At 64.9% G+C, this 25,293-nt stretch carries 20 protein-coding genes; 14 read left to right on the top strand and 6 right to left on the bottom strand.

The genetic code is table 11. The features are described from left to right. The first annotated feature begins 15 nt into the window (after nt 1-15). From Q5H89_RS21145 to Q5H89_RS21125, 5 genes are all read left to right on the top strand, one after another. The gene (locus Q5H89_RS21145) at nt 16-2,745 is read left to right on the top strand and encodes an alpha-L-rhamnosidase-related protein (protein ID WP_305021323.1); all 2,730 of its coding nucleotides are present in this window, start codon (nt 16-18) and stop codon (nt 2,743-2,745) included. A 123-nt stretch (nt 2,746-2,868) separates the two neighbouring features. After that, nucleotides 2,869-3,126: a hypothetical protein gene (locus Q5H89_RS21140; RefSeq protein WP_305021322.1), complete on the top strand. Its 258-nt coding sequence runs from the start codon at nt 2,869-2,871 to the stop codon at nt 3,124-3,126. A gap of 2 nt (nt 3,127-3,128) precedes the next feature. Then, complete coding sequence (locus Q5H89_RS21135) at nt 3,129-4,328, top strand: ABC transporter permease (RefSeq protein WP_305021321.1); 1,200 nt, start codon at nt 3,129-3,131, stop codon at nt 4,326-4,328. A 237-nt stretch (nt 4,329-4,565) separates the two neighbouring features. Further along, nucleotides 4,566-5,699: a PP2C family protein-serine/threonine phosphatase gene (locus Q5H89_RS21130; protein WP_305021320.1), complete on the top strand. Its 1,134-nt coding sequence runs from the start codon at nt 4,566-4,568 to the stop codon at nt 5,697-5,699. Next, nucleotides 5,696-6,277, top strand: a complete 582-nt coding sequence (locus Q5H89_RS21125) for a hypothetical protein (RefSeq protein ID WP_305021319.1) — start codon at nt 5,696-5,698, stop codon at nt 6,275-6,277. The genes Q5H89_RS21130 and Q5H89_RS21125 overlap by 4 nt, the downstream gene beginning before the upstream one ends. Here Q5H89_RS21125 and Q5H89_RS21120 read toward each other — a convergent pair. Together Q5H89_RS21120 and Q5H89_RS21115 are read right to left on the bottom strand one after the other, a co-directional pair. After that, a complete protein-coding gene (locus tag Q5H89_RS21120) occupies nt 6,245-7,741 on the bottom strand; it encodes an O-antigen ligase family protein (protein WP_305021318.1) in 1,497 nt (498 codons plus the stop codon). The two genes, Q5H89_RS21125 and Q5H89_RS21120, sit on opposite strands and share 33 nt — an antisense overlap. A 210-nt stretch (nt 7,742-7,951) precedes the next feature. Then, nucleotides 7,952-9,079, bottom strand: a complete 1,128-nt coding sequence (locus Q5H89_RS21115) for a hypothetical protein (protein ID WP_305021317.1) — start codon at nt 9,077-9,079, stop codon at nt 7,952-7,954. Between the two features lie 37 nt (nt 9,080-9,116). Here Q5H89_RS21115 and Q5H89_RS21110 point away from each other — a divergent pair, with 37 nt between their 5' ends. The 3 genes from Q5H89_RS21110 to Q5H89_RS21100 all read left to right on the top strand — a co-directional run bounded on the left by Q5H89_RS21110 (nt 9,117) and on the right by Q5H89_RS21100 (nt 12,728). After that, nucleotides 9,117-10,592, top strand: coding sequence for a lipopolysaccharide biosynthesis protein (locus tag Q5H89_RS21110; protein ID WP_305021316.1), 1,476 nt, complete (start codon nt 9,117-9,119; stop codon nt 10,590-10,592). Nucleotides 10,593-10,720: 128 nt separating this feature from the next. After that, entirely contained in the window at nt 10,721-11,887 is a 1,167-nt protein-coding gene (locus Q5H89_RS21105; protein ID WP_305021315.1) for a glycosyltransferase family 4 protein, read from the top strand. A gap of 244 nt (nt 11,888-12,131) precedes the next feature. Then, complete coding sequence (locus Q5H89_RS21100; RefSeq protein ID WP_305021314.1) at nt 12,132-12,728, top strand: hypothetical protein; 597 nt, start codon at nt 12,132-12,134, stop codon at nt 12,726-12,728. Here the strand turns inward: Q5H89_RS21100 and Q5H89_RS21095 are convergent. Further along, nucleotides 12,725-13,183, bottom strand: coding sequence for a hypothetical protein (locus Q5H89_RS21095; protein ID WP_305021313.1), 459 nt, complete (start codon nt 13,181-13,183; stop codon nt 12,725-12,727). The two genes, Q5H89_RS21100 and Q5H89_RS21095, sit on opposite strands and share 4 nt — an antisense overlap. Nucleotides 13,184-13,352: 169 nt before the next feature. On the opposite strand from Q5H89_RS21095, the gene Q5H89_RS21090 reads away from it, so the two are divergent. Continuing rightward, nucleotides 13,353-13,688 (top strand): HNH endonuclease, encoded by a 336-nt coding sequence (locus Q5H89_RS21090; protein WP_305021312.1) that lies wholly within the window; start codon nt 13,353-13,355, stop codon nt 13,686-13,688. Nucleotides 13,689-13,695: 7 nt separating this feature from the next. After that, entirely contained in the window at nt 13,696-14,808 is a 1,113-nt protein-coding gene (locus tag Q5H89_RS21085) for a DUF6687 family protein (protein ID WP_305021311.1), read from the top strand. Here the strand turns inward: Q5H89_RS21085 and Q5H89_RS21080 are convergent. Continuing rightward, complete coding sequence (locus tag Q5H89_RS21080; RefSeq protein WP_305021310.1) at nt 14,805-18,197, bottom strand: AAA family ATPase; 3,393 nt, start codon at nt 18,195-18,197, stop codon at nt 14,805-14,807. The two genes, Q5H89_RS21085 and Q5H89_RS21080, sit on opposite strands and share 4 nt — an antisense overlap. Before the next feature lie 57 nt (nt 18,198-18,254). Beyond that, on the bottom strand, nt 18,255-19,511 hold the full coding sequence (sbcD, locus tag Q5H89_RS21075; RefSeq protein WP_305021309.1) for an exonuclease subunit SbcD: 1,257 nt from the start codon (nt 19,509-19,511) through the stop codon (nt 18,255-18,257). A gap of 313 nt (nt 19,512-19,824) precedes the next feature. On the opposite strand from sbcD, the gene Q5H89_RS21070 reads away from it, so the two are divergent. Further along, nucleotides 19,825-20,241 carry a hypothetical protein gene (locus tag Q5H89_RS21070; RefSeq protein ID WP_305021308.1) on the top strand — a complete coding sequence of 139 codons (417 nt, stop codon included), beginning with the start codon at nt 19,825-19,827 and terminating at the stop codon, nt 20,239-20,241. 81 nt (nt 20,242-20,322) lie between these two features. Here Q5H89_RS21070 and hscA read toward each other — a convergent pair whose 3' ends face one another. Next, nucleotides 20,323-22,197, bottom strand: a complete 1,875-nt coding sequence (gene hscA / locus Q5H89_RS21065) for a Fe-S protein assembly chaperone HscA (RefSeq protein ID WP_305021307.1) — start codon at nt 22,195-22,197, stop codon at nt 20,323-20,325. A gap of 361 nt (nt 22,198-22,558) precedes the next feature. On the opposite strand from hscA, the gene Q5H89_RS21060 reads away from it, so the two are divergent. The 3 genes from Q5H89_RS21060 (at nt 22,559) to Q5H89_RS21050 (ending at nt 25,196) form a co-directional block, all read left to right on the top strand. Then, entirely contained in the window at nt 22,559-23,890 is a 1,332-nt protein-coding gene (locus Q5H89_RS21060; protein WP_305021306.1) for a tetratricopeptide repeat protein, read from the top strand. 176 nt (nt 23,891-24,066) lie between these two features. After that, nucleotides 24,067-24,699: a HupE/UreJ family protein gene (locus tag Q5H89_RS21055; RefSeq protein WP_305021305.1), complete on the top strand. Its 633-nt coding sequence runs from the start codon at nt 24,067-24,069 to the stop codon at nt 24,697-24,699. A 101-nt stretch (nt 24,700-24,800) separates the two neighbouring features. Continuing rightward, complete coding sequence (locus Q5H89_RS21050; protein WP_305021304.1) at nt 24,801-25,196, top strand: hypothetical protein; 396 nt, start codon at nt 24,801-24,803, stop codon at nt 25,194-25,196. The last annotated feature ends 97 nt before the right edge of the window (nt 25,197-25,293 follow it).

Here is a 25,293-nt window from a genome sequence, read left to right as displayed (position 1 = left end):
TCTTTCTAAGCTAAAATGAACTACTACGAGTTGAGTGCAGCAGTACTGGCCGGCGGCCTGCTGCTGGCGAGTTGCCAGTCGAAGCCGGGCGCCGATGAAAAAGCCACTGGCGCGGCGGCCGGGGCCATCTGGCAGTCCGACGCCTACACCCTGTACCGCGACAGCGTGGTGCAGGGCCGCAACCACGCCCGCGCCGTGTCGGCCACCGAACTCACGTCGAACTACCGCAGCCCGGCCAACGAGACGCAGAGCCCGCAAATTGCCTTCAAGTTCAGCCTCAACGGCAAGGACAACGAGTTGCCGCCGGGCCAGGACAACGTGTTTCTGGCCCTGCCCGCTGCCGGCGGCGCGGCCATCGAAACGCCCGTTATTGTCTTCGGCCAGCGCTACGTAGATGCCCGGCCCGTGCCCAGCGGCCAGTACCTGGCGCCGAATACCAAGGTGAAAATCCGCCTCGACCTGCGGCCGGTATTGCAGGCATTTGAAAAACAGGGCTTCTACACCACTTTTAAAGGCGAAAAGCTTTATAAGCAAGACTTTAAAAAGGTTTTTGTGGCCGGCAACACGGCCCCGCTTAGCTGGGATTTTGACAACCTGGTGAACAAGCCCGAGCTGGAAATGCACGACCCCGACGGCGACGGCATCTACGAGGTAACGCTGACGCTCAACCAGCCGGCCGCCGCCAAAAGCACCGCCGCCAGCTGGAAAAAGACGATTACTACCGACGACTTTCCGCAATACAGCTCCGACTACCCCCTGGCCGACGCACTCTATAACCTGGCCCTGGAAGAAGCCCGCCGCGCCGTGGAGCCCGACAGCACCTTCCGCACCGGCAAGGAGTGGGCGGGCGTGTGGACGCGCGACGTGAGCTACTCCATCATCCTGGCGCAGGCCACGTTGCAGCCCAAGTCGGCCATGAAAAGCCTGCTGCGCAAGGTGAGCCCCGAGGGCCGCATTATTCAGGATACGGGCACCGGCGGTGCCTACCCGTGCTCGACCGACCGCGTGATTTGGGCCGTGGCCGCCTGGGAAGTGTACAAGGTGACCGGCGACGAAGCGTGGCTGCGCAAGGTGTACCCCATCATTCAGAAATCGCTCGAAGAAGACGCCCAGAATGCCTACGACCCGGCCACCGGGCTCGTGCGCGGCGAGTCGTCGTTTCTGGACTGGCGCGAGGAAACCTACCCGCGCTGGATGCAGCCGGTGGACATTTACCAGAGCGAAAACCTGGGCACCAACGCCGTTCATTTTCAAGCTAATACCGTGCTGGCCCTCATGGCTCGGCAGCTCGGCGAGGCCGCCGTGGCGAGCCGCCACGAGCAGGCCGCCGCTACCATCAAGCAGGCCATCAACCAGCATCTGTGGCTGGAGAAGGCGGGCTACTACGGCCAGTACCGCTACGGCCGGGTGTTCCCGGTGGTGTCGCCCCGGGCCGAGGCGCTGGGCGAGGCCCTGAGCGTGCTATTCGACGTGGCCGACCCTAGCCGCGCCAAAACGGTGGTAGAGAAAACGCCCACCGTGCCCTTCGGCATCTCGTGCATTTACCCCCAGATTCCGGGCATCCCGCCCTACCACAACGACGCCGTGTGGCCCTTTGTGCAGAGTTTCTGGGCGCTGGCCGCCGCCAAGGCCGGCAACGAGGCCTCGCTCATGGCGAGCATCGCCGCCGTGTACCGGCCGGCCGCGTTGTTTCTGACTAATAAAGAGAACTTTGTGGCCGGCAACGGCGACTTCGCGGGCACCCAGGTCAACTCCAGCAACATGCTCTGGAGCCTCTCGGGCAGCCTGGGGCTGGTGTACAAGGTGCTGTTTGGCATGCACTACGAAACCGACCGGCTGGTATTCCGGCCCTTCGTGCCGCAAGCCTTACAAGGCGAGCGCAAGCTCTTGAACTTCAAGTACCGCCGGGCGGTGCTGAATATCGAGATGCTGGGCTTCGGTAATGAGATTCAAGAAATTACCCTCGACGGCAAGCCACTGGCCGGCGCGGCCGTGCCCGCTAGCCTCACCGGCGCCCACGCCGTGCGCATCATCCTCAAAAGCCAGGCCCCGGCCGCGGCGAAAGACACCCGCGTGGCCAACCTCTTCAGCCCCGAAACACCGCAGGTGACCCTAGCCGGCGGCCAGCTCAGCTGGCCTGCCATCAAGGGCGCGCAAACTTACCGCGTGCTCAAAAACGGCCAGCCCGTGAACGCCAGCGGCGCCACCACCTACGCCGTGCCAGCCGGCAGCTTTGCCGAATACCAGGTGCTGGCCATCGACAACCAGGGCCTCGAATCATTCGCCAGCGAGCCGCTGGCCGTGGGAGCGCCCGCTGCCGAGGTGCAGCTCGAAACCGTGGCGCCCGCCGCCAGCTACGCCTACAAAGGCTTCAGCGGCAAGGGCTTTGTGGAGGTGAGTACTAGTAAGAACCCGCGCCTCACCATTCCGGTGGAGGCGCCCGAGGCGGGCCTCTACGCCCTCGATTTCCGCTATGCCAACGGCAACGGGCCCATCAACACCAATAACAAGTGCGCCATCCGCACCCTGCGCGACGGCCAGGGCCGGCTGCTCGGCACCGTGGTGCTGCCCCAGCGCGGCGTAGACGAGTGGAGCAACTGGGGCTTCTCAAACCCCCTTCTAGTGCGCTTGGCTAAAGGCAAGAATACCCTTGCCCTCACCTACGAGCCCGCCAACACCAACATGAACGGCGCCGTGAACCAGGCCATGCTCGACTACCTGCGCGTGCGCAAGGTGGGAAACTAAAAACCTGTTGTCCGGGCAAGTGAAGCGCGGCCAGCTTTCTTTACGCTAGGGCGCCTGCCTTAACGTGAAGGAAAGCTGGCCGCACTTCGCTTGCAAAGCCAATCGGAAGTACTTTTGCCAGCCATGAACGACGCTGAATTTGACTTATTAGACGAGCTATATTTCGTCACGCCATTTCGGGTGCTGGTAGAAAAAACCGGCCGCCCCGCCGCCGAGCTGCTGCCCCTGCTGGGCGGCCTGCTCGAGCGCGGCCTGGTGCGCTACTACTGGCCCGACCCCGACACCGAGCTAGCCTACGAGCCCACCTCCTTTGGCGCCTTGGGCCAGGATGCCAGCTACCTGGCCTCCAAGGAGGGTTTGCTTCAGCACAACACCCGCTAGCCGTGGCCGCCGCGCCCGTTCTTCCCGATACGCAGCCGGCCGCGCCCGATACGGCCGTGGTGGTGCCGCCCCCGGTGCGCACCCCCGGCTACTACGTGCGCCAGCGCCTGTGGGCCAACCGCCCGGCGGTGGCCGGGCTGGTGTTTATTGGGCTGTGCGCGCTGGTGGCGCTGCTAGGGTACTGGGTGCTGCCCGACCCCTCACCCAACGCCAACAACGGCTTTGTACAGTTGCAAAAGCAGCCGCCTGGCTTTACGGCTAATTTTATTCGGCATACTACAACTGACTCTATGCGAAGGGCCACCAGCTTTGTCACTGAATGGTGGCGGGGCCAGCCGGCCGTAGCGGAGATGCCAATAGATTGGGCTGAAGAAGTGGATGTGCCTAACGGTACGGATTCGCTGCTAGTGTACCCCTGGACGGCCACTGGCAACCGCACGGCACAACCGATAAACTTGGTTTTAAAAGACTGGACGGGCAATTTTCAGGATTTTCCTGAAGTTAGTTGGGAAAAGCGCACCTACTGGCTGGGCACCGACAAAGCCGGCCGCGACGAGCTGAGCCGCCTGCTGCTGGGCACGCGCATCTCGCTGGGTATCGGGCTGGTGGCGGTGCTCATCTCGCTCGTTATTGGGGTGGCGGTGGGCGCGGTGGCCGGCTACTTCGGCGGCTGGGTCGATAGCGTGCTGCTGGGGCTGATGACGGTGGTGTGGAGCATTCCGGGTATTATGCTGGTTATCGGTATTTCGCTGGCGCTGGACAGCAAAGGCGTGTGGGTCAGCTTTGTAGCCGTGGGCCTTACCATGTGGGTCGATGTGGCGCGGGTGGTGCGCGGGCAGGTGCTGGGGCTGCGCTCGGCCACGTTTATTGAGGCGGGGCGGGTGCTGGGGCTACCCACCAGCCGGCTCATTTTTGTGCACCTGCTGCCCAACCTGCGCGGCCCGCTCATTGTACTGGCTACCAGCAACTTTGCGGCGGCCATTCTGCTCGAAGCCGGCTTGAGCTTTCTGGGGCTGGGCGTGCAGCCGCCGGCTCCGAGCTGGGGCCTCATGGTGAAGGAGGGCTACGACCTGCTAGGTACCCAGGCCGGCCTGTGGCTAACGTTGCTGCCGGGCCTGGCCATCAGCCTGTTGGTGCTGAGCTTTAACGTGCTGGGCAATGGCCTGCGCGATGCCTTCGACCCCAAGACGCAGCTTACCTAGGCCCGGCGGTGGCGAGTGCGGCAGCCGGGCGTATTATTGTAAGGAATTGCGGCCGGCCTTTTGCCAGGACCGAAATTTGTCTCCACTTCGTAACTGTTCCAGCCCATCAACGCGCCCTTTCTCACCCCTGCCGCCATTGTAGCGGGCCTCGAAAAGCGCCTCTTCCTGAAGGAGCGCGAACTCGGCGCGCTGCTGGAAATCACGCAAGCCATCACGCACAATTCGGCCGAGGTCGATTTGTACAAGATTTATCAGTTCACCCTTATCGGGCAGCTGGGCGTGCGGCGGCTAGCCCTGTACGTGCTCGAAGAGGGGGCCTTTCGGCTGAAGGTGAATTTTGGCACCGCCCTGGCCGCCGACTCGCACCTGCTGCCCACCGAGGTAGCCAGCTGGTGCCCCGAGGCCACCTGCCTGGTAGCCGAGCTGGCGCTGGGCGCCGCCTGGGCCCAGTTTGAGCTGCTGGTGCCGGTGCGCCAGCGCGAAAACGTGCAGGCGCTCGTGTTTGTGGGCACCATGCAGGGCGACTACGCCAGCCGCGAAGCCCTGGCCTTTCTCGAAACGCTGAGCAACATCCTGCTCGGGGCCGTGGCCAACCTGCGCCTGGCCCGCCAGCGCGAAACCCTGCTGGTGGCCGAGGCTTCGGTGCGGCGCGAAATCGAGATTGCCCAGCAGGTGCAGCAATTGCTGTTTCCGCAGGTGCTGCCCAACAATGCGCACTACGCCCTACACGCTACCTACCAGCCCCACACCGAAATCGGCGGCGACTACTACGATGTGATGGAGATTGATGCCCACCGCCTGCTGGTGTGCGTGGCCGATGTGAGCGGCAAGGGTGTACCGGCCTCGCTGCTGATGTCGAACTTCCAGGCCGGCCTGCGCACGCTGCTGCGCCAGGGCGCCGACCTGGTGACAATCGTGCACGAGCTTAATCACTTGATTTTTCGGAATTCGGGCGGCGAGAAGTTTATTACTGCCTTTCTGGCGCTCTACGACCGCCGCACCCAGGTGCTGGAGTACGTGAATGCCGGCCACAACGACCCGCTGCTGCTGCCCGACGTGGGCCCGCCCCAGCCCCTGCACCACGGCACCGTCATGCTCGGCATCATGCCCGAGCTGCCCCGCTTTAAGGTGGGGCTGGCCGCCATGCCGCCGCACTCGCTGCTGTTCATTTACACCGACGGCCTCACCGAAGTATTTGATGCGCAGCAGGAAGAGTTTGGCGAAGCCGGCGTGCTGCACGCGCTCAGCCGCAACCGCTACCTGCCGCTGCCGCGCCTGCACCTGGAACTGCTGCGCTGCATCCGCGACTTCAACGCCAACGGCGAGCGCTTTGCCGACGACGTGACCATGCTGAGCTTGCGGGTGAAATGAGCCGGCCGCTGCTTCTGTCGCTGGCCGTGGGGCTAGCCGGCAGCTTGCTGGCCAGCCAGGCGCCCCCACCGGGCTTCAGGCTAGACCAGCAGGCTAGCGCGGGCGGAGTGGCCTTCGGCCAGGCTGCAACGGCTATCCCGGGTTTCGCTGCGCAGTTTCGCAAGCAGGGCCGGCCCCGGCTGCGCACCCAGCTATACAAGCGGCTGCAAGACACTACGCAGCTAGGTGGCCTCGGCCGGCCGGATAGCTATTGGTTTCGGCAAGGCCAATTCATTGGTATTGATTTCAATAGCTGCCGCAAACAAGCACCCGAACAAGCGCTGCAAGCCCTGACCGTGCGCTACGGCCCCCCGCAGGCCGATACGCTGGCCGGCGAATTCTACTGGCTGGGCCAGCGCACGTTTATCCTGCTGGAAACCCCTAAGGGGCATAGCGGTGGCTGTACCTCCGTCCTGATTGGCAGCCTGGCCATGCTGAATGAGCTTGTGCGCGAGTCTTCGGTGCGGGCCCGGGCGCGCCAGCTGCTGCGCTGGCAGCCCGATTCGCTAGGCCTGCCCCGGCAGCTCCCGCGCCGCTGAGGCATCGGCGGCCTGCGCCTCTTCCAGCCAGGTGCCGCAGCGGATAAGCATGGCCAGGGCTACGAAGAAGATGGAGCCGACCTTGTCGTTCTCCACCAACTCGTTGAGAAACAAGTGGAAGAGGATGATGACAAACGACAAGCTGACGGCCAGCACCAGCCGGTGCAGCTCGGGCCGGTGCCGGGTGGCGTGGTAGAGGCGCTCGGCCGTGAGCAAGGCCGTGCCCACCAGAATGCAAAACAGCACGAACGAGGGCACGCCCTGCTCGGCCAGCTGCAGCAAAAAGTAATTGTGGGCCGTGGAGCCCTCGTGGTTGGCGCTCACGTAGGTGCGGAAGCTCGACACCGTGTAGCGCTTGTAGGTGGGGTTGAAGGTAGAGGGGCCGCTGCCGGTCAGGGGTTTATCGGCAATCATGCGGGCGGCGGCCACCCAGCGGTACACCCGCTCCATGCCCGACACATCCTGAAACTTGTAGGTCGATTGGAGGTGTGCGGCCAGGTTGCCGCCGTGCCAGATGGTCTTCTCATAATCGGGCCGGTAGCGCATGAAATTCTCATCGCTCACGAAATACACCGCCGCCCCGGCCGTGGCCAGCACCGTGGCCAGCAGCAGCACTCGCGTGAGGCGCAGGCGCATAACCCAGTAGAAAAAAAACGCCGCCGGCACGGCCAGCCACGAGGCGCGCGTGTACGAGGTAATCAGCCCAAACAGCAGCAGCAGGCCCGCTCCCAGCCACAGCCGCCGCCGGCCCGGCGTGCTAGCCCCCGCCGCCAGCCCAAAGGCAAACGGCAGCAGCAGCGCCAGCGTGGTGGCGTATATCACGTGGTTGACGTAAAACGGCTGAATAGCCCAGTTGGTGCGGGCAAAGCTGAAGCCAATGCTGGCGTGGCGCGGCAGCACCCACAGCAGGCTCAGCACCGCGCCGCCCACGTAGCAGGCGGCCAGCCGCCAGAAATGAGCCGGGCGCCGCAGCACCAGCAGCGTGCCCGGCAGCAGCGCCACCAGAAACCAGCACTTAGCCAGTATATACTTGATAGACCGTATCTTATCGACCGAGAAGTAGCAGTCGACCACCGACCACGCCAGCAGCATAAAGGGCAGCACCAGCAGGGGGTGGCGCCACTCGCGCGGGGCTAGCTGCCGCCGCCCTCCCGGCCCCAAAACCAGGGCTAGCGGCACGCAGGCCAGCAGCGCCAGCAGCAGCGGCTCGGAGGGCACTTCCATTTTCTGGCCGCCCACGGTCATCTCGTGGGTGAAGGGCAGCGTCAGAAACAGGCCGTAGTAGAGCCACTGCCAGCGGGTGGCCACCAGCACCAGCGCCGGCACCGCCAGGGCTAGCAGCAGCGGCGCCGCCTGCTGCCGGGCACCCGCCAGCACGCCCCCCAGCAGCAGCAGCGCCACAAAGCCCAGAAACAGCCGCTGGCTGGCATCGGTGGGCCGCAGGCGAAGCAGAAGTTGGCGCATGGGAGCTAGCTAATAAATAGCAATGAGGGCTAATGAAGGTAGGGGAGCAATCATTTTTTCCGCCATGCTGAGCGTAGCGTAGCGCAGCCGAAGCATCTTGGCCGCTCCGTTTACCGGCCCTGATATGCCCGGCCAAGATGCTTCGGCTGCGCTGCGCTGCGCTCAGCATGACGGGAGAACAACTTCCTAGAAGGCACTTCCTAAAAGGCTTTAGCTGCTGGCTGAAGAGGGCCGGCGGCGGTACATCTCCAACAGCAGGATGAGAAACACCGACAGCGCCAGCGTAACCAGCACCGAGCCCAGCACGATAACGGCGCGGAAGGGCTTGCTTTTGCGGGTGGCCGGGTAAGCTTTCTGCACCAGGTAGAGCGACGATACCCGGCTGCGCAGCGAGGTTTGGGCCTGCTCAAAAGCGCCCTGCGACCCCACGAAGCGCGCCTGCAGGTCGGCGAGGCGCGCCGCCAGCAGGCCCACCGAGTCGGCGCCCTGGGTCCAGTTTTCGAGGTTGATGAGGTTGCCGCCCGCGGCCTGGGTGAGGCCGCGCAGCGCGCGGCGCAGGCCCGCCGCGTTGCCCGGGCCGCCGCCCTCGGCCAGGCGCAGCTCCTTTTCGGTATCAATCACGGCCTTGCCCAGGTAGCGGCCCTGTTGCTCCAGCCCAAACACGCCGTAGCGGCGGCGCGCGGCCAGCAAATGCTGGCGGGTGCGCTCGTAGCTGCGGCCGAGCTGCTCGGAGCGCTGGCGGTAGATTTCGAGTACGTTGCGGCGGTTTTCGAGCGTCAGCTGCTGGTTGGTCGAGTCGATGGCGGCCACCAGGGCATTGGCTACGGCGGCGGCCAGCTTCTTGTCGCGGTCCTCGAAGGTGAGCTCGATGGCGTCGCGCTCGTTGTGGATAATGCTCAGGTTGCCAGTATATTCGGCCAGCACGCTGTTCTCCACGGCGTCGGTGCCGGGCCGGCCCGCGTGGTAGTGCTCGTAGAGGTTAAAGCGCCGAATCATTTGCTCGGCCAGCGGTAGCGACTGCCCGATGGTGAGCACCCGGTCGAGGTCTTCGGAGCGGGCGCCCACCTCCAGCTTCGAGCCCTCCACCAGGCGGTCGGGGTCGGTACTTTGGGGCGAAGTGGGCAGGAAAATGGCCGTGGAGCTGTAGATGTTGGGCAGCGACCACGCCACCACGGCACTCGCCACCGCCGCCACGGCCACGGCCAGGCCCAGCAAGTATTTCCAACGCTGAAAAAGAGCCCGCAGGCCGGCAGACGAGAAGGGGAGAGGCGAGTCGGGCAGCATAAACAATGTAAAAGGAGCCGGCAGCGCGCGCTGGCCCCCGGCAGCAGCAGGCAAAGATAAACCGCTAGCTGCCCTGGCAGCGGCTTTATCTTTGTGCGTTCACCCACCGTCGGCTAGCCCACTTCTTCGCATCAAACGCTTTCTCGGTAATATCAGCCTGGCCGTGGCCCTCAACCTGCTGGTGAAACCCGGCTGGGTGCTGCTCGAGAACGTCGTGCAAGACCGGCTGGGCCACAGCACGTTTGGGCTGCTGGCGGCCTGCTCGGCCCTGGCCGTGGTAGTGGCCACCTTTGCCGACCTGGGCCTCACGCAGTTTACGGTGCAGCGCCTGGCCGCCGAGCCGGCCTTTGCCGACCGGCAGTTTGGGACGCTGTTTCCGCTGCGGGGGCTGCTCACGCTGGCCTCGCTGCTGGCCCTGGTGGCGCTGGGCTGGGGCATGGGCTACCGTGGCCCACAGCTAGGGCTGCTGGCGGCGGTGGGGGCGGGGCTGCTGCTTACCCAGTACGGGCAGTTTCTCAGGGCGCCGGTGCAGGCCCGGCAGCATTTCAATACCGATGCCCTGCTGTCGGTGCTCGAAAAGCTGCTGGCGCTAGCCCTGGTAGCGGGCCTGCTGCTGGGCAATCAATTGAGCCTGAGTATGTATGTGGGGGCTAGGCTGGTGGTGGCGGGCTTCACGGCGGTGCTGTTTCTGGGGCTGCTGCGGCGGCTGTTTGGGCGCCTGCCCCACCGCTGGCCCCGGCGGCGGCCGGCGGGGCTGCTGCTGCGCAGCAGCCTGCCGTTTGCCTTCATTGCCTTGCTCTACGGCATCAATGAGCGCGTGGATATGGTGCTGCTCGAACGGCTGTCCTCGGCCCGCGAGGCGGGCTACTACGCCGGCGCCTACCGTTGGCTCGACGCCGCCATGATGTATGCCTGGACGGTGCTGCCGCTGTTTTTTGCACGTTTTGCCTACGCCGCCGCCCGCCCCCGCGAGCTGCGCCAGCTGCTGTGGGCGGGCCAGCGGGTGGTGGCCGTGCCGCTGCTGCTGGTAGTGGCCTTCGTGCTGTTTCGGGGCGAGGTGCTGTTCTGGCAGTTCAGCCGCAGTACCGGCGCCGAGGTGGCCCACATGACCTTGTGCCTCAAGATATTATTTCTGAATGTGCTGGTCAATGCCTTCTTTGCCATCTACAGCACCCTGCTCACGGGCACGCGCTACCAGCGGCCGGTAAGCTGGCTCGTGGCGGGCAGCATAGCCCTCAACCTGAGTTTAAACCTGCTGCTGCTGCCCAGCTACGGCGCCGTGGCCGCCGCCCTCAACACCCTGCTGAGCGGCGTGCTGGTATCGGGCGGCTACGTGTGGCTGGTGGCGCGGCGCATGGGCATTGCCGTGCCCTGGCACCTGCTGGCCCGGCTGGCGCTGGCCTTTGGGCTGCTGTGCGGCGGCTGGTACCTGGCCCGCACCCAGCTAGCCCTGCCTTGGTGGCTGGAGGCCGGCCTGATGAGCGTGTTTTTTGTCGGCCTGCTGCCGCTCACCGGCCTAGTGCACCTGCGCGAGCTGCGCCAGCTGCGCCCCCGGCGGCGGGGCTAGTACCCGGACCTGGCCCGGCGGCGGGGTTGCAAGGAGGCCGGCTACTTGGGCCGGCGGCCCTAGTTTTGGGGCTGTGGCACGGGCTGGCGCGTCCGAAAACTTCGCCACCCACCGCAGTAGCCCAGCCCATGCACATTGCCGTCACGACTCGCTTTTTGCTGCCCGGCGGCCACCTCGAAGGCCTGGGGCGGTACACCTTCGAGGCCCTGCGCTGCCTGGTGCAGCAGCAGCCGCAGTGCACGTTTCACTTTCTCTTCGACCGCGCCTACGACCCACGCTACCTGCTGGGCCCCAATGTAGTACCGCACGTGCTGCCGCCCCCGGCCCGCCACCCCCTGCTGATGCTGGCCTGGTACGAGGGGGCGGTGGCCCTGTGGCTGCGCCGCCACCGGCCGGCTGCCCTGCTCTCGCCCGAGGGCTTTACGGTGCTGGGCACCCGCGTGCCGCGCGTAGTGGTACTGCACGACCTGGCCTACCTGCACCGCCCGCAGGATATTGGCCGAGTTATGGGCCGCTACTACGCGTATTTTTTGCCGCGCTTTGCCCGCGCCGCTACTCAACTGGTGGCCGTGTCCGACGCCACCCGCCAGGATATTGCCCTGCAATACGGACTGAACCCTAGCCGCATTTGGGTAGCGCACAATGCGCCGGCCCGGCACTTTGCCCCGCAGCCCGCCGCTGCGCAAGCGGCCACGCGGGCGCGCTTCAGCCAGGGGCAGCCCTATTTTTTGTTTGTGGGGGCCTTGCAGCCGCGCAAAAACCTGCGCAATCTGCTCCGCGCCTTTGCCTTGTTTAAGGCCGAAGCCGGCGCGGCGGCTGCCCCGGTGCGCCTGCTGCTGGTGGGCCGCACTGCCTGGAAGGCCGGGCCGGTATTCGAAGTGTTTCGCAGCCTGCCGGACGAGGTGCAGGCCGCCGTCGCCTTCACGGGCCGCGTGAGCGAGGCCGACCTGGCCGACCTCTACGCGGCGGCCCTGGCTACGGCGTATGTGCCTTTCTTCGAAGGGTTTGGCTTGCCCGTGGTGGAGGCGCAGGCGAGCGGCTGCCCGGTCCTCACTTCCAATATCTCCTCCTTGCCCGAGGCGGCGGGCGGCCCCGAAGCCGCCGTTTTGTGCGACCCGCACCAGCCGGCGGCCATCGCGGCGGGGCTGCGGCGGCTGGCCCACGATGCGCCGCTGCGGGCGCGCCTGCGCGCCACCGGCCTCGCCAACGCGGCTAGCTTCAGTTGGGAGCACACGGCCCGGGTGCTGTGGCAGGCTGTGGAGGCAGCAGTAGCAAGTGGCCAGGCCAGCAGCTAAGCGCTAGGGTAGAAAACCCCGGCTATCACATTCTTAGGTAAAATTAAATGCCAAAAGTGGGATGATAAATATATGACTGACAGATGTTTGTCATCCCACTTTTGGCATTTAACCCCCTGTTGAAAATAGAAAATTGCTCTAGTAGCCTGCCGGGGCCGCCTAGCCCCCGGTTTATCTTTGCCGGGCTTTGTAGCAGCGGCTCGCGGCTGGTTGTTACGGGCGTCTTATCACTTTCCCGAGACTAATGGCCCGCCCGCACCCGCACCATTTTGCCTACCTCATGCTGCCGCAGTTGGTGTGGCGCCGGCCCGCCGCCGTGCGCCGCGAGCTTAGCGACCCCTTGCTGGCCCGCGAGCTGCTGCTGTATATGTGGGACAAAGCCGCCGAAAGCCTGCCCCCGCGCGAGCGGGTGCCGCCCCGGGGCCTGCACCTGAGCTGGCACCAGGTGGCGGGCCGCGCCACGGCGCTGCTACAGCTGCCGCCACCCCAGGCCACCGGCGAGGCGCATCTGGCCGCCATTGTGTACGAAGGCCCCGAGCCCGACCCGCAGGACCAGTCGCGCATTCCGGACGATGACGAAACCGAGGAGGCCGACGACGACCTGGCGCCCGAGGAGGCCCTGCCGCGCTACTTTTTGCTCGAAGCTACCCTGGGCCGCAGCGCCGAAGAGGCCGGCACGCCCACCGTGCTGGGCGAGCTGCGCGGCGAGCACTACCGCCACCACGCCCCCGGCCCCCCGGCCGGCCGGCCCGATACGGCCGGCCGCTTCCTGCAGGCCCTGGCCGAGCTGCTCGGCCCGCTGCCCGATACCGTGCCCTACATGCGGGTGGTGCGCGGCTAGCGCGCCGCCGCGCTGCCGATTACCGTAATGTCGTTGCCCGTTTCGGGGTAGTTGAAGAAGCCGCCCACGGCTTTTTTGCCGTTCACCCGGCACTCCCAGTGGTAGCGGCCCGGGGTGGCCTGGGCCGCCAGGCCCGCCATATTTTTGAAATACTCGGGGTCGCTAGGCTCGGTTGGGAAGAACACGTCGACGCCGCTCTCGCCCTTGGGCACCTGCTTGGTGAGCATGAATTCCTGGCTCGTCTTCTCGTTAGTAACAATAAAAACGGCGCTGTAACCCCCTAGCGCATTGTACTTATCGAGCACCCCCAGCTTGATGTAGGGCGTGGTCGAAACCATCCAGGTTTGGGCGTGGGCGCTGGAGGCAAAAAGACTACCAGCCAGCACGGCCAGCACGGCGGCGCCTTGGCGCACCCAGCCGTTAGTGGAGCGTAAAGAAGTAGAATAGTGTACCATTTAGAGAAAAAAAGAGAGAAAAAAGAGATGAAAGCTTCGCGGAAAAATAATATTAGCTCAACTTGCCAATTGGCGGTCAATATAGGGACGTAAACTCAACTTGCGCAACTCTAAGTGGCTGATAGGGGTTAAATAATTCCACACTTTTTTTTCTCGCCCCGCTCGCTCCGTGACCCGCCGCCAGCAACTTGCCCAGGCCGCCGCCGAAGCCGCCGCCCGCGCCCAGCGCCCCCTCGAAACCCGCTGCGGCCTCTGCGAGCGCGCCGTGCAGCAAACCAGCCGCCACCACCTGGTGCCCCGCGAGGAAGGCGGCCGCCACGGCGAAACCGTAGACCTGTGCCAGCCCTGCCACAGCAGCGTGCACCGCTTTCTCACCAACCGCGCCCTCGCCCGCCAGTACCACACCGTAGAAGCGCTACGCGCCGCCGAAGAGCTGCAAGGCTACCTGAGCTGGATTCGCAAAAGCAAGGTGGAAAAAATTCGTAACCGCCGCGCTAGTAGTTAGCCCCCTAATGGAACAGTTTAAGGAACAAGTAGCTAGCCATGAGGTAGCCGACCAAGTACGGTACTTTGTGCCGTTTGCGCAGCTGCGGCGGCAGCCCACCATTGTGGTCGATAGCACCGGCCTGGGCGCGGCGCTGACCCTGGCTCATTGGCGCGGCGCGGCCACGCCGCCAGCCCTGCGCGACGATACCAGCGCCGGCTCGTGCCTACGCGCGCTGCACGCGCCCGCCACGCCCGGCCTCGCAGCGCGCGCCGTAACGGCCAATCATTTCGACATTGATGGCTTTATTGGCGTGTGGGCTTTGCTGCATCCCGAGCTGGCGCTGGCCCACGAAGCGCTGCTGCGCCTCACCGCTACGCTGGGCGATTTTCGGGAGCTTGACTGGCAGCACCCCCTGGCCGACCACGCCCTGCAACTCGCCTGCTGGCTGAACGCGGAGGAAAAAGCGCGCTTCTACGAGCCCTTCGGGGCGCCGGCCCGGCGCCGGCGGGAGGACGAGGCATCGGCCGAAAAGTTTAGTTGGTTTCTACCAAGATTTGCTGGAATAATACTAAATACGGAATCGGGCCGCGCGGCCTGGGAGCCGGAGTACCTGCGCGTGAAGCGGGCGCTATCTCAGCTGCAAGGCCCGCTGACGCAGCGCACCGCTTACCCGGAAATTGGGCTAGCCGTGGTGCGCACACCCGAGCCGGTGCCGTACTATGCCCTGTTTGGCCCCACGGCGGGGCTCGACTGGGTGCTGAGCCTCTACGACGGCCAGCGCTACGAACTGGAAGGCAAGTACACGACCTGGATTGACCTCGAAAGCCGCCCCACGCTGCCGCGTCTGGCGCTGGCGCCGCTCGCCGCCCGGCTCAACGAACTGGAAAAGGGCAGCTACCGCTGGGCCGCCGACCCCCTCACCGATACTGGCCCGCTGCTGCGCCTGGCCGGCCGCCCCCTGGCCAAGGCCGAGCGCTACGCCGACCCCGATGGCCGGCCCATTTACGCTTCCTCGCTGGCTGCCAGCACAATAGAGGCCGAAATAGTGGCTTTTATGCGGCAGGGCTACGCGGGCATTCAGCCCAGAAAGTACTGGACCTGGGCCGAGGTGCGGGCGGCTAGCGCACTCAATAGCTAAGGCAGGGCAACCTCGGGCAGCAGGCGCAGGCGGCTGGTGCCCTGCCCTAGGCGCTCCACTATCACTTGAGTATCAATATAATCGCGCAAGCTGTCGGGGTTAACGTGCGTGATGATACCAATGGTTTTGCCCCGGCGGCGCAGGCTGCTCAGCGCTGCCAGCGCTACGTCGAGCGTATCGGCGTCGAGCGTGCCAAAGCCTTCATCAATAAAGAGCGAATCGAGCCGGGCCGAGTTGGCCGAGGCCAACTCGGCTAGCCCCAGTGCCAGCGCCAGGCTGGCCAGAAAGGTTTCGCCGCCCGACAGCGTGCTTACATCGCGGGTGCAGTCGTCGTAGGCGTCGGCCACCAGCAGGCCCAGCGTAGTTTCGTCTTTGCGCCGAAGTTGGTAGCGGTCGTTGAACTGGGCCAGGTGCTGGTTGGCCAGTGCCACCAGGCGGGCTAGGGTCAGGCCCTGGGCAAAGCGGCTGAATTTGGTGCCCTCGCTGTGCCCAATGAGTTCGTGCAGATTGCGCCAGCGGCGGGTTTCGGCCTTTTGCGCGCTCAGTTGGTCGGCCAGGGCAGCGTACTGCTGGCGGTTGGCTTCGTCGTCGGCGAGGGCTTTGCGCAGTAGCAGCAGCTCATCATAGAGGGTTTGATGCGCCCGCTGCGCCTCCTCGTAGGCCGCCGCTACCGTTTCGGCTGGCTCGGGGCTGATGGCCAGGGCCGCCGTGTGGCGCTGCTCGGCTGCTACCTGACGCTGAATGGCCTGGGCGCTCTCCACCGCCCCGTGCAGGCGGGCGTGCAAGGCGCGCAGCGTGGGGCGCTCGGCAGCTGGCAGCAGCAGGGCGCTCAGGCGCAAGCTCTTAGGGTCGTAGCCGGCCGCCACCAGGTCGCGGTCGAGGTCAGCGAATAAGATTTTGGCGCGGGCCAGCGCATCGTCGCGCTGGGTTTCCTGGTCGGCCTTGCGGGCCAGCAGGGTGCGGTGGCGCTCGGCAGCCTCGCTCTCGGCTCGTTGCTGCCGCTCAAGCAGCTGGCGCGCCAGCTGCTCGGCGCCTTCCCAGTGGGCCAGGGCGGCTTGGGGCGAGGCAAAGCCCTGGTGCGTGCGGGCAATGCCGGCGGCACAGGTGTCATACTCCGCCTGGGCGCTTTGGCGGCGGCGCGCGGCCCCTAGCACCTCGCCCTGCCGGTCGGCCACCTGCTGGCGCAGCCCCGTGAGCGACCCGTCGGTGACGGCGCGCAGGGTACGCAGCTCTTGTTGCTGCTCAGTTAGCTTCTTAAAGTGGGCAACCCGCTGCTCAAACTCTTGCCGCAGCGCCTGCGGGTGGCGCGGGTCGAAGCTGGTACCAAAGGCCCCGGCTAAATCGGCGAGCTGCTGGGCCAGGCGCTGGCCTTCGTGCCGAATGGTTTCGAGCTTACTGGCCATTGCCGCTACTTGGGCCTGGGCGCTTTCCTGCTGCTCCTGGGCGCTGGCCCCCACAACGGTGGCCTGCCGCAAATCGCCTTCGAGGCGCGCCCGGCGGGTGGGTATATCGACCAGCTCGTGCACCAGCGCCCGGGCCTGGCGGGTGGCGGCCGCCATATCGAGGGTAAGGTAGACGGTGGGGGCAGGAACTGCTAAGGGCACGGTGCTCAGTAGCGTAAGCAGCTCCTGGTTAGCCGATTGCTCATCGCGCAGGCGTTGCAGCGTTTCCTCGGCCCTGGCCACTTGGTCGGTTAGCTGCTCAATGGCTTCCTCTGAGGTGTCGGTGCCGGTGGCAGGGTGCTCCAGGGCGCCACATACCGGGCAGGGCTGGCCCGTGCGGAGCAGATTTTGGTGGTTGGCCAGAAACTGCTTGCCTACCAGCTGCTCGTACCAGCGCCCGTGCTGGTGCTGCCTGTCGGCTAGCTCGGCTTTAAGCCGGGTGGCGCGCGCTTGCGCATCGTGCCAGAGAGCGGCATACTGCTGCGCGCCCTGGCTGGCCTCTTCCGCCAGGGCGCGCAGGGCCTCGGCGGCCTGCTCGCCCGCTTTGGCGGCGCTGACGCGCTTTTGGCGGGCGCCTTCGAGCGTGGTGAGCAGCAGCCTGTGTTCCTCGCTGTGCTCTTTATGCTGTTTTAGAACGGCTTCGCGGCCCTGAAGCAGGTGGTCGAGGTCGTTGAGCCGGTCGGGCAGCTGCGCGTCGCCCGCGTGGGTAGCCAGCCAGCTCGTCACGTCGGCCAGTTGCTGCTGGGTAAGGTCGAGCTTGGTTTCGGCTTCGGCCAGCTGCTGGCGGGCAGCAGCCTGCGCATTGACTTTGGCCGAGTGGTCGGTAGCGGCTTCCTGCAAAACCCTTTGTAGCGTTTGCAGATTGGGCAACTGCTTGAGGGCCTCCGCAAGTACGGGCTGCTCGCGTGCCAGGTCGTGGGTGGTGTGCTGCCAAGTGGCCGCTAGCTCGGCCGTCACGGCCTGGGCTTTAGTAAGCTTCGTGGCCGCGCCTTTTGCCAAGGCATCCAGCTCGTGGTACTTTTCGCCGGCCTTGCGAGCTTCCGCTTCTACGTTGCGGGCCGTGTTCCAAGGCTCTTCAAAGGGCTCAGCCGCCTGGTGGGCAGCCAGGCGGTCGAGGGCCGGGCGGTGGTTGGCCAGCTCGGTTTCGGCCTGGGCTACGGCCCGGCCGGCGGCGGCCAGCTTGCCCGCCAGCTCGGCCAGCCTGCCATGCCAGTCGTGCGCGGCACGCTGGGCCGCCACCGCTTGCGCCGCCGTAGCCAGGGCCGCGGTCAGAGCTTCGGTAGCGGTGCGCTTGGCCGCTATGTCTTCGGGGGCGAGCAGGCTTACGTAGCCTAGCTGGGTAGCCAGCTTCTCTTCGGCCAGCTCCTCGGCTACTTTGCGCTCGTGGGCCTGGCGCGAAAGCTGCTTGTAAATGGCGGTGCCCGTCATGCGCTCAAGCAGGCCGGCGCGCTCATCGTCTTTCGCCTTCAAAAACTTGTCGAAGTCACCCTGAGCCAGCAGCACTGAGCGCTTAAACTGCTCGTAGTCAAGCCCGGTAAGCAAGGTATTCTGCTGAATACTTTCGGTTAGCTTTTGCGTGAGGGGCTTGGCATCGGGCCAGGAGCACACCTCCATGGTGGGCGTTTGCAAGTTGCCGCCGCGCCGCTTGTGGGCGCGCTGCAAGCTCCAGCGGCTCAAGAAGCGGCCGGCTTCTACCTCGTACACTACTTCGGCCCAGCCTTCTCCCTCGCCGTGGCTGAGCAACGCCTGCGAGTTTTTTTGGCGGGGCGTCTGGTTGTAGAGGGCCAGGGTAATCGCATCGAGCAGCGTTGTTTTGCCGGCCCCCGTTGCGCCCGTAATGGCGAAGAGGCCGCAGCCCTCCAGGGGCGCGGCTTCAAAATCGAGGCGGTGCTCGCGGGTGCCGCGTAGCGAGTTAATGTTGCGGCAGGCAACGGAAATAATGCGCACAGGAAACTATCGAAAACAGCGGAACCCTAAAATTACACCCGCAGGGCTAAGGGAAAACTAGCTGGCCAGCCGCAGCAATTCGGCAAAGGTGCCGCGCAGCTCTTCACGCGCGGCGGGCTCAAACCCCGCGTAGGCCGGGGTGTCAAGCAACTGGTCGAACACGGTTTGCGGCGTTAGCTCATCGAGGTGGGGCAGGCTAGGGGTAGTTGCTGGCTCGGCCTGAGGCGCTGCCTCCTGGGCGTCGGCATCGCGCCAGGGGCGGGGGCCGGCCACCACCCTGATTTTGCCCTGGGTAGCCAGCCAGGCTTCGCGTACCTGCTCCTGCACCTCGGCCCAGGGCAGGCCGGGCCGCACGAGCACCTCGGCCCAGGCCTCGTGCTGGTAGCCGGCATTGTCGTAGGCGGCGAGGGCTGCCAGCACCTCGGGCAGGCTGCCGCGCAGGCGCAGCAGGCGGCGGGTGCAGGGCACTTCCAGCACTTCAACGGCCGGGCAGCCCGGCTCGGCCGCAAAGGTGAGCAGCAGCACCTGCTGCGGGTAAGCGGTTTCGGAAAAGGAGAGGGGCACGGGCGCGCCCGAATAGCGCACCCGGGCCTGGCCGCCCACCACCTGGGGGCGATGCAGGTGGCCCAGGGCCACGTAATCGAACAGGTCAGGAAAGGCATCGGCGGTAATCTGACCCAGGTTGCCAATGCTAAGCGGGCGCTCAGTGAGCTGGTCATTGTCGGCGCAGCCCGCCGCAAACAGGTGGCCCGTGGCCAGCACTGGTATGCCCGCCGCAAACGAGCCACGCAAGCAGTCGGCTACCTGCTGATAGTGCGCCGCAATGCCCGCTCGCAAGCGCTCCTCCCGCTCCTGAAAGGTTTCGCCCACTACCAGGCGGCGCACGTCGCCATCGCGCAGGAAAGGCACCGCCGCCACCAGTAGCCGGGGGCTAGCGGCGCCGTGCGGCAGGGCCAGGCACTGCTCTTCCACCGCGGCGGGCACACCGCCTACTACGTGCACCCGGAGCCCTTTCAGCAGGCCGGCCGAGGCGTTGAGCGTGGCAGCCGAGTCGTGGTTGCCGCCCACTACTACCACGTCGTGGCAGGTATTGCTGCGGCGCAGGTCGGCCAGAAAGTCGTAGTAAAGCTGCCGGGCCGCCGCCGAAGGCGCGCCGGTATCAAAAACGTCGCCAGCCACTACCAGCACTTCTACTTGCCGCTCGGCAATCGTGTGGCCCAGCCACTGTAAAAAGCAGCGATGTTCCTCAAGGCGCTCATGCCCATTCTGGAAACGCTGGCCCAAATGCCAATCGGCGGTGTGCAATACGCGCATTAAATCAGTCGGAGATATCCTCAAATTTACGCCACCTGTCGTTGCTAAGCGCTGAACTGGCTCAGGTGCGGGATTGGCCATTCCCGAACCCGGGCTAACCGGACGTAAACTTTGCTGACTGCACGCTAGACCTGGTAACTGCCTGTAAGTAAGAAACGTGCCTGCTAATTGGAGATAAAAAAGGGCCAGGCGGCCCGTCCGGCAGCGGCTGATTTTTAGCCTTATAAACTCAGACTGCGTAAGATAAAGCCTTCCTGCAAGCCAAGCGGCCCCGGAAATTCCTACCTGGCAACTTCCTTTTCCATCCTTGATTATGAAAACCACCCAATTTTTTGGCGCCGCCCTGCTGGGCCTAGCTACCAGCTTTTCGGCCTTCGCCCAAACGCCCGTAGTGGGCGCGCCGGGCACCATGAGCACCCCGGGCGCGCCGGCTACGTCGGCCACGGGCATGGGCACCGTTGTGCCGGGCCAGCCCAGCACTACCTCGGGTACCGGCGTCGGCAGCGTAATCGGCACGGGCACGGTATCGCCCGGCGCGACTACGCCCATCGGTACTTCGGGCAGCACCATGTACCCCAATGGCACCTCCACCCGCACCGTAGATGGCGGTACGCTGCGTACGGACCAGCCAGCGGGCAGCCCCACCACGCCGGGCACGCAGCAAACCCGCCGCCTCAACAGCCGCACGCGCACCGGCACGAGCACCAACACTACCACTACGCGCCCCTAAGCGCGAGCCATCGAAGCCAACTAAAAAGCCCCGGCTGCTCACTGAGCGGCCGGGGCTTTTTTGTCGGTCTAGCCACGTTCGCTAGCCTATTTTTTTGCCGCTCATGGCCTGCTTGATGGAGATGTTCATCACGCGCTCGGCGAAGGGGCGGGTTAGCTCATCCAGCTCATCCATGCGCTTGAGAATGAGGTCGCGGTCATTGCCTTTAAGGGCTTCGCGCAGCTCGTCGGTTTTAGCAGTGGTGGTGCCTACCTCATCGGCTTCGAGGTGCTCGGCGTTCTTTTTGAGGAAGCGCTCGACCTGGTAGAGCAGCTGCTCGGCGGCGGTGCGGGCCTCGATGAGCAGGCGGGCGGCCACATCCTGCTTGGCATTGAGGAGCGAGTCCATCAGCATTTGCTCCACCTGGTCGTCGGTGAGGCCGTACTGGGGCTTGATGTCGACCTGCTGGCGGGTGTTCGAGCGCAGCTCCACGGCCTCTACGCGCAGGATGCCGTCGGCATTGAGGAAGAAGTTGACGTCGATTTTGGGCAGGCCCGCCGGCATGGCCGGGATGCCCGTGAGCACAAATTCGCCCAGCTTGCGGTTTTCGCCCACCAGGTCGCGCTCACCCTGATACACGCCGATTTTCAGGTTTACCTGGCCATCCACGCTCGTGGTGTACTGGCGCCCGGCCTTGGTCGGAATCTTGGAATTGCGCGGAATAATGGCGTCCATAAGTCCGCCCAGCGTTTCGATGCCCAGCGTGAGCGGCGTCACATCGAGCAGCAGCACGTCGCGGCGGTTGCCGGCCAAGATATCGGCCTGAATGGCGGCGCCCAGCGCTACCACTTCATCGGGGTTCAGCGAGTTGTTGGCCGGCTGGCCGAAGAACTTCGACACTTCCTCCACCACCAGCGGCACGCGCGTAGAGCCGCCTACCAGCAGCACCGCCTGGATGGCGGCGGGGGCTAGCCCGGCATCGCCGAGCGCCTGGCGGCAGGCCGCAATAGTACGCGCCACGAGCGGCCCGATGAGGCCGTCGAACTCGGCGCGGGTGAGCGTGACGACAGTCACCTCTTCGTCGCCATCAATGAGCTGGGTTGTGAAATCATCGTGCTGGCTGAGGTAGCGCTTGGCCATTTCGGCGGCCAGGCGCAGCTGCTGCTGCAGGGCTGGCACTTCTTTGAAAGTGGCGGCTAGCGGGAATTTTTCCAGCCAAAATTCCACCACGGCGCGGTCCATATCGTCGCCGCCCAGCCAGGTGTCGCCGTGGGTGCTCAGCACCTCAAAAATGCCCTGGTGCAGGCGCAGGATGCTGATATCGAAGGTGCCGCCGCCGAGGTCGTACACGGCCACGGTTTTTTCTTCGCTAGGGTCAAGGCCGATGCCGTAGGCCAGAGCGGCGGCGGTGGGCTCGTTCACGATGCGCAGTACTTCGAGGCCCGCCAGGCGGCCGGCGTCGCGGGTGGCCTGGCGCTGCGAGTCGTTGAAGTAGGCCGGCACCGTGATAACGGCGCGGCGCACCGGCGTTTTGAGGGCGTGCTCGGCGCGGTGGCGCAGCTCGCGCAGGATGTCGGCCGACAGCTCGATGGGCGAGTAGAAGCGCTCGCCCACGCGCACTTTCACCAGGCCTTCGGTGTCGTCGTCGATGACTTTGTACCCGAGCTGGCCGGCGTGCTGGCCCAGGTCGCGGTAGCTTTTGCCCAGCAGGCGCTTCACCGAATAAATGGTGTGGGCGGGGTCAGAAAGCAGGAAATCCTTAGCCTCGTTGCCGATGAGCGGCGTGCTGCCATCGGCCGGAAAATGCACCACCGACGGCACGATGGTGCCGCGGCCCAGGTCGTTGATGGCGGCCGGCTGGCGGGTTTCGGGGTGCACGTAGGCCACGAGGCTGTTGGTGGTGCCCAGGTCGATGCCCACAATCAGCTCTTCCTGCTGAATGGCCCCCGTGGCGAGATTGATGGCAACTTTAGCCATAAGAAAAAAAAGCGGCCGCGCCCACGCAGCCCGCAAAAAACAAGTGAGATAAACCGCCGCCCGGCCCGCAAAAGTACGCCCGGCGGCGCGGGCGGGGCGGGCCAGGCTAGCCAGTAGGTAGTAAGCCGGGGCGGGCCAAAAAGTTGCGGCCCGGCCGGTTGCCCCCGGCCTTGGCCGGGCCATAATCCGTTTTGTAAGCTGCATCGTAGGTAGTTTCGCCTGCCGGGCTAAATTATTCGGGGCCAGCGCTAAATAGCTTAGCCCCGAGGCCTGCAGTTACGTTTACGCACCTTTTCCCACCCACTGTTTCTGTCCTCCGGCCACCGAACTACCTTAATGCGGAAACGATACTCTTCTTTTTATGCGTAAAAAGCTTTACCCTGCGCTGCTGCTGGCCTTCGGGCTGGCGGTGCTAGCCATTATTTTTTTCAAGAAGCAGGGCCCGCCCGGCCTGCCCGAGCCCAAAGACCGCATTGGGCGCCTGGCGCTGGGCGGCGAGTGGGTGAATACCAAAGCCTCGATGCAGGGCCTGCTGGCCAGGCTGCGCGCCGACCCCAGCGACCAGAAAAGCCGCCTGCTGCTGGCCGAGGCCTACATGCAGGAGGGCCGCATTACTGGCAACCACCCGTATTACGACGCGGCGGCAATGGAGCTTTTGCAGCAAGTGCTGAAGACGGACCCCGAAAACTTTGAGGCCCTGTGCTGCCAGGCCTCGCTGAGCCTCACGCAGCACCACTTTTCGCAGGGGCTAGCCCTGGCCCAGCAGGCGCAGGCAATTAACCCCAGCAGCGGCTACGTGTACGGCCTGCTCACCGATGCCAACGTGGAGCTGGGCCGCTACCCCGAAGCCGTGCAAACGGCCGATAAGATGAACCAGGTGCGCCCCGACCTTACGGCCTACGCCCGGGTGAGCTACCTGCGCGAGATTTATGGCGACGTGCCCGGCGCCATCGACGCCATGGACAAGGCCGTGAAAGCCGGCTACCCCGGCCTGGAGCAAACCGAGTGGAGCCGCGTGGCGCTGGGCCACCTCTACGAAGTGAGCGGCCACTTGCCCGAGGCCGAAGGCTATTACCAGCAGGCGCTGGCCATGCGCCCCAACTACGCCTACGCGCTGGCGGGGCTGGCCCGGGTGGCCGCCGCCCGCCACGATTATCCCACGGCCATCAAAGACCTGAACCTGGCCCGCGCTACGGTGAAGGACTACGCCTTTACCGATGAGCTGGTGGATGTGTACCGCCTCAACCACCAGCCCGAGGAGGCCAATAAAATGGCCCGCGAATCGGTGGAGATGCTGGCCGCCGCCGCCAAAGATGCCAACGACAACGAGCAGCTAGGCCACTACACCGACCGCGAGCTGGCCTACGCCTACCTCAAAACCGGCGAGCTGGACAAGGCGCTGGAACACGCCAAAATCGAGTACGCCCGCCGCCCCGACAACATCGACGTGAACGAAACCCTGGCCTGGGTTTACTACAAGCGCGGCGACTTTAAGGAGGCCCAGAAGTACATGGCTGTGGCCCGCCGCACCAACTCGCAAAACCCCGTGCTGCTGTGCCGCGCCGGCCTCATCCTCACCAAAACTGGCCAGGTGGCCGAGGGCCAGGCCCTCATTACCAAGGCCCTGAATACGGCGCCCTACCTCAACCCCGAGGTAGAGGCCGAGGGCAAAAAGATGCTGGCCGTGCGCTAGGAAGCATTAGGTACGGTACACTACCACTATAAAAGCATGTCATGCTGAACGCAGTGAAGCATCTTGGTCGCTTCGGTAGGTTCGCTTTAGTAAAGCAGCCAAGATGCTTCACTACGTTCAGCATGACGTCTTTTTGTGTAAGAAGGGCAGGTATAAGGTGCACTGGTTGGGTGCTCGTGCCAGCGCTCCTGCTGCTAGCCCTGCCAGCCGCCGCCCACGTCATCGATGCCGACCTGAGCAAGCTCTCGCGCACCCAGATTTTCTGGACCTACATCCAGCTGGGCTTCACGCACATCTTGCCGCTGGGCTTCGACCATATTTTGTTCATTGTCAGCCTCTATATCCTGGAGCCCAAGCTGAAACCGGTGCTGTTTCAGGCCACGGCCTTCACGGTGGCGCACTCCATCACGCTGGGGCTGGCTATGTACGGGCTCATTCGGCCGCCGAGCAGCGTCGTGGAGCCGATTATTGCGCTCTCCATCCTGTTTGTGGCGCTGGAAAATATCATTACCACCAAGCTAAGTCCGTGGCGGCTAGCCATTGTGTTCGGCTTCGGGCTGATTCACGGCATGGGGTTCGCCAGCGCGCTCACGGGGCTGGGCCTGCCGAAGAAAGACTATTTCGGCTCGCTCATTTCGTTTAATGTGGGCGTCGAGCTGGGGCAGGTCACCATTATTTTGCTCTGCTGGCTGCTGATTGGGCGCTGGGCCGCCGACCGGCCCTGGTACCGGGCGCGGGTGGTGGTGCCCGTGTCGATAGTTATCGGCCTGGTGGCCGCCTACTGGACCGTGGACCGGCTGCTGGTCTAGCACCGACTTAGCCTCTTATTACACTTTTTCCCTGAACTGTCGATTGTAAACGCTGCCGTTGCGGGTGGCTGGCTAGCTTCGCAACGGTTTTAATTCTGGCTATGCTCCGCGCCCTCCTCACCTGGCTTTTGCTGCTCAACTACCTGTTGGTAGTGGGGGCGGGTCTGCTCGTGAGCCGGCCGTCGGAGCCGCTCTTTACCGCTGCGCACCCCTACGTGCATAGCAAAGACTGCCAGCAGCATAACTACCTGCGCCTCGACTGCTTCGAGCGCTGCAACGGCGACCAGCACGAAGTGCACCACAAGCTGCCCACCGGCACGGGCCTGCACTACCTGGCCCAGCTCAAGGGCCTCGATGTGCATTACCCCGTTGTGGCGGTAACCCTGGCGCTGGCGTCGCGCCGCGGGCTGGCTGCGCCGCAGCGGCTAGCCCCGTGCTGGCAGTTGCTGCCAGCGGGCTTTGGCGGGCGCGACTACCCGCCGCCCCAACGCGGTTAAGACAATTCGCTTGCGGCAGCCGCCCGGCTGCCGCGTTGCTTCTGCGCGGCTCGGTAGCTGCCTGGAGGCTAAGGTATTGTATTAACCAGGAGTCGGC

This window comes from Hymenobacter cheonanensis (assembly GCF_030581075.1).
Classification (GTDB): Bacteria; Bacteroidota; Bacteroidia; order Cytophagales; family Hymenobacteraceae; genus Hymenobacter.
This window is presented reverse-complemented; position numbering and strand designations above follow the sequence as displayed.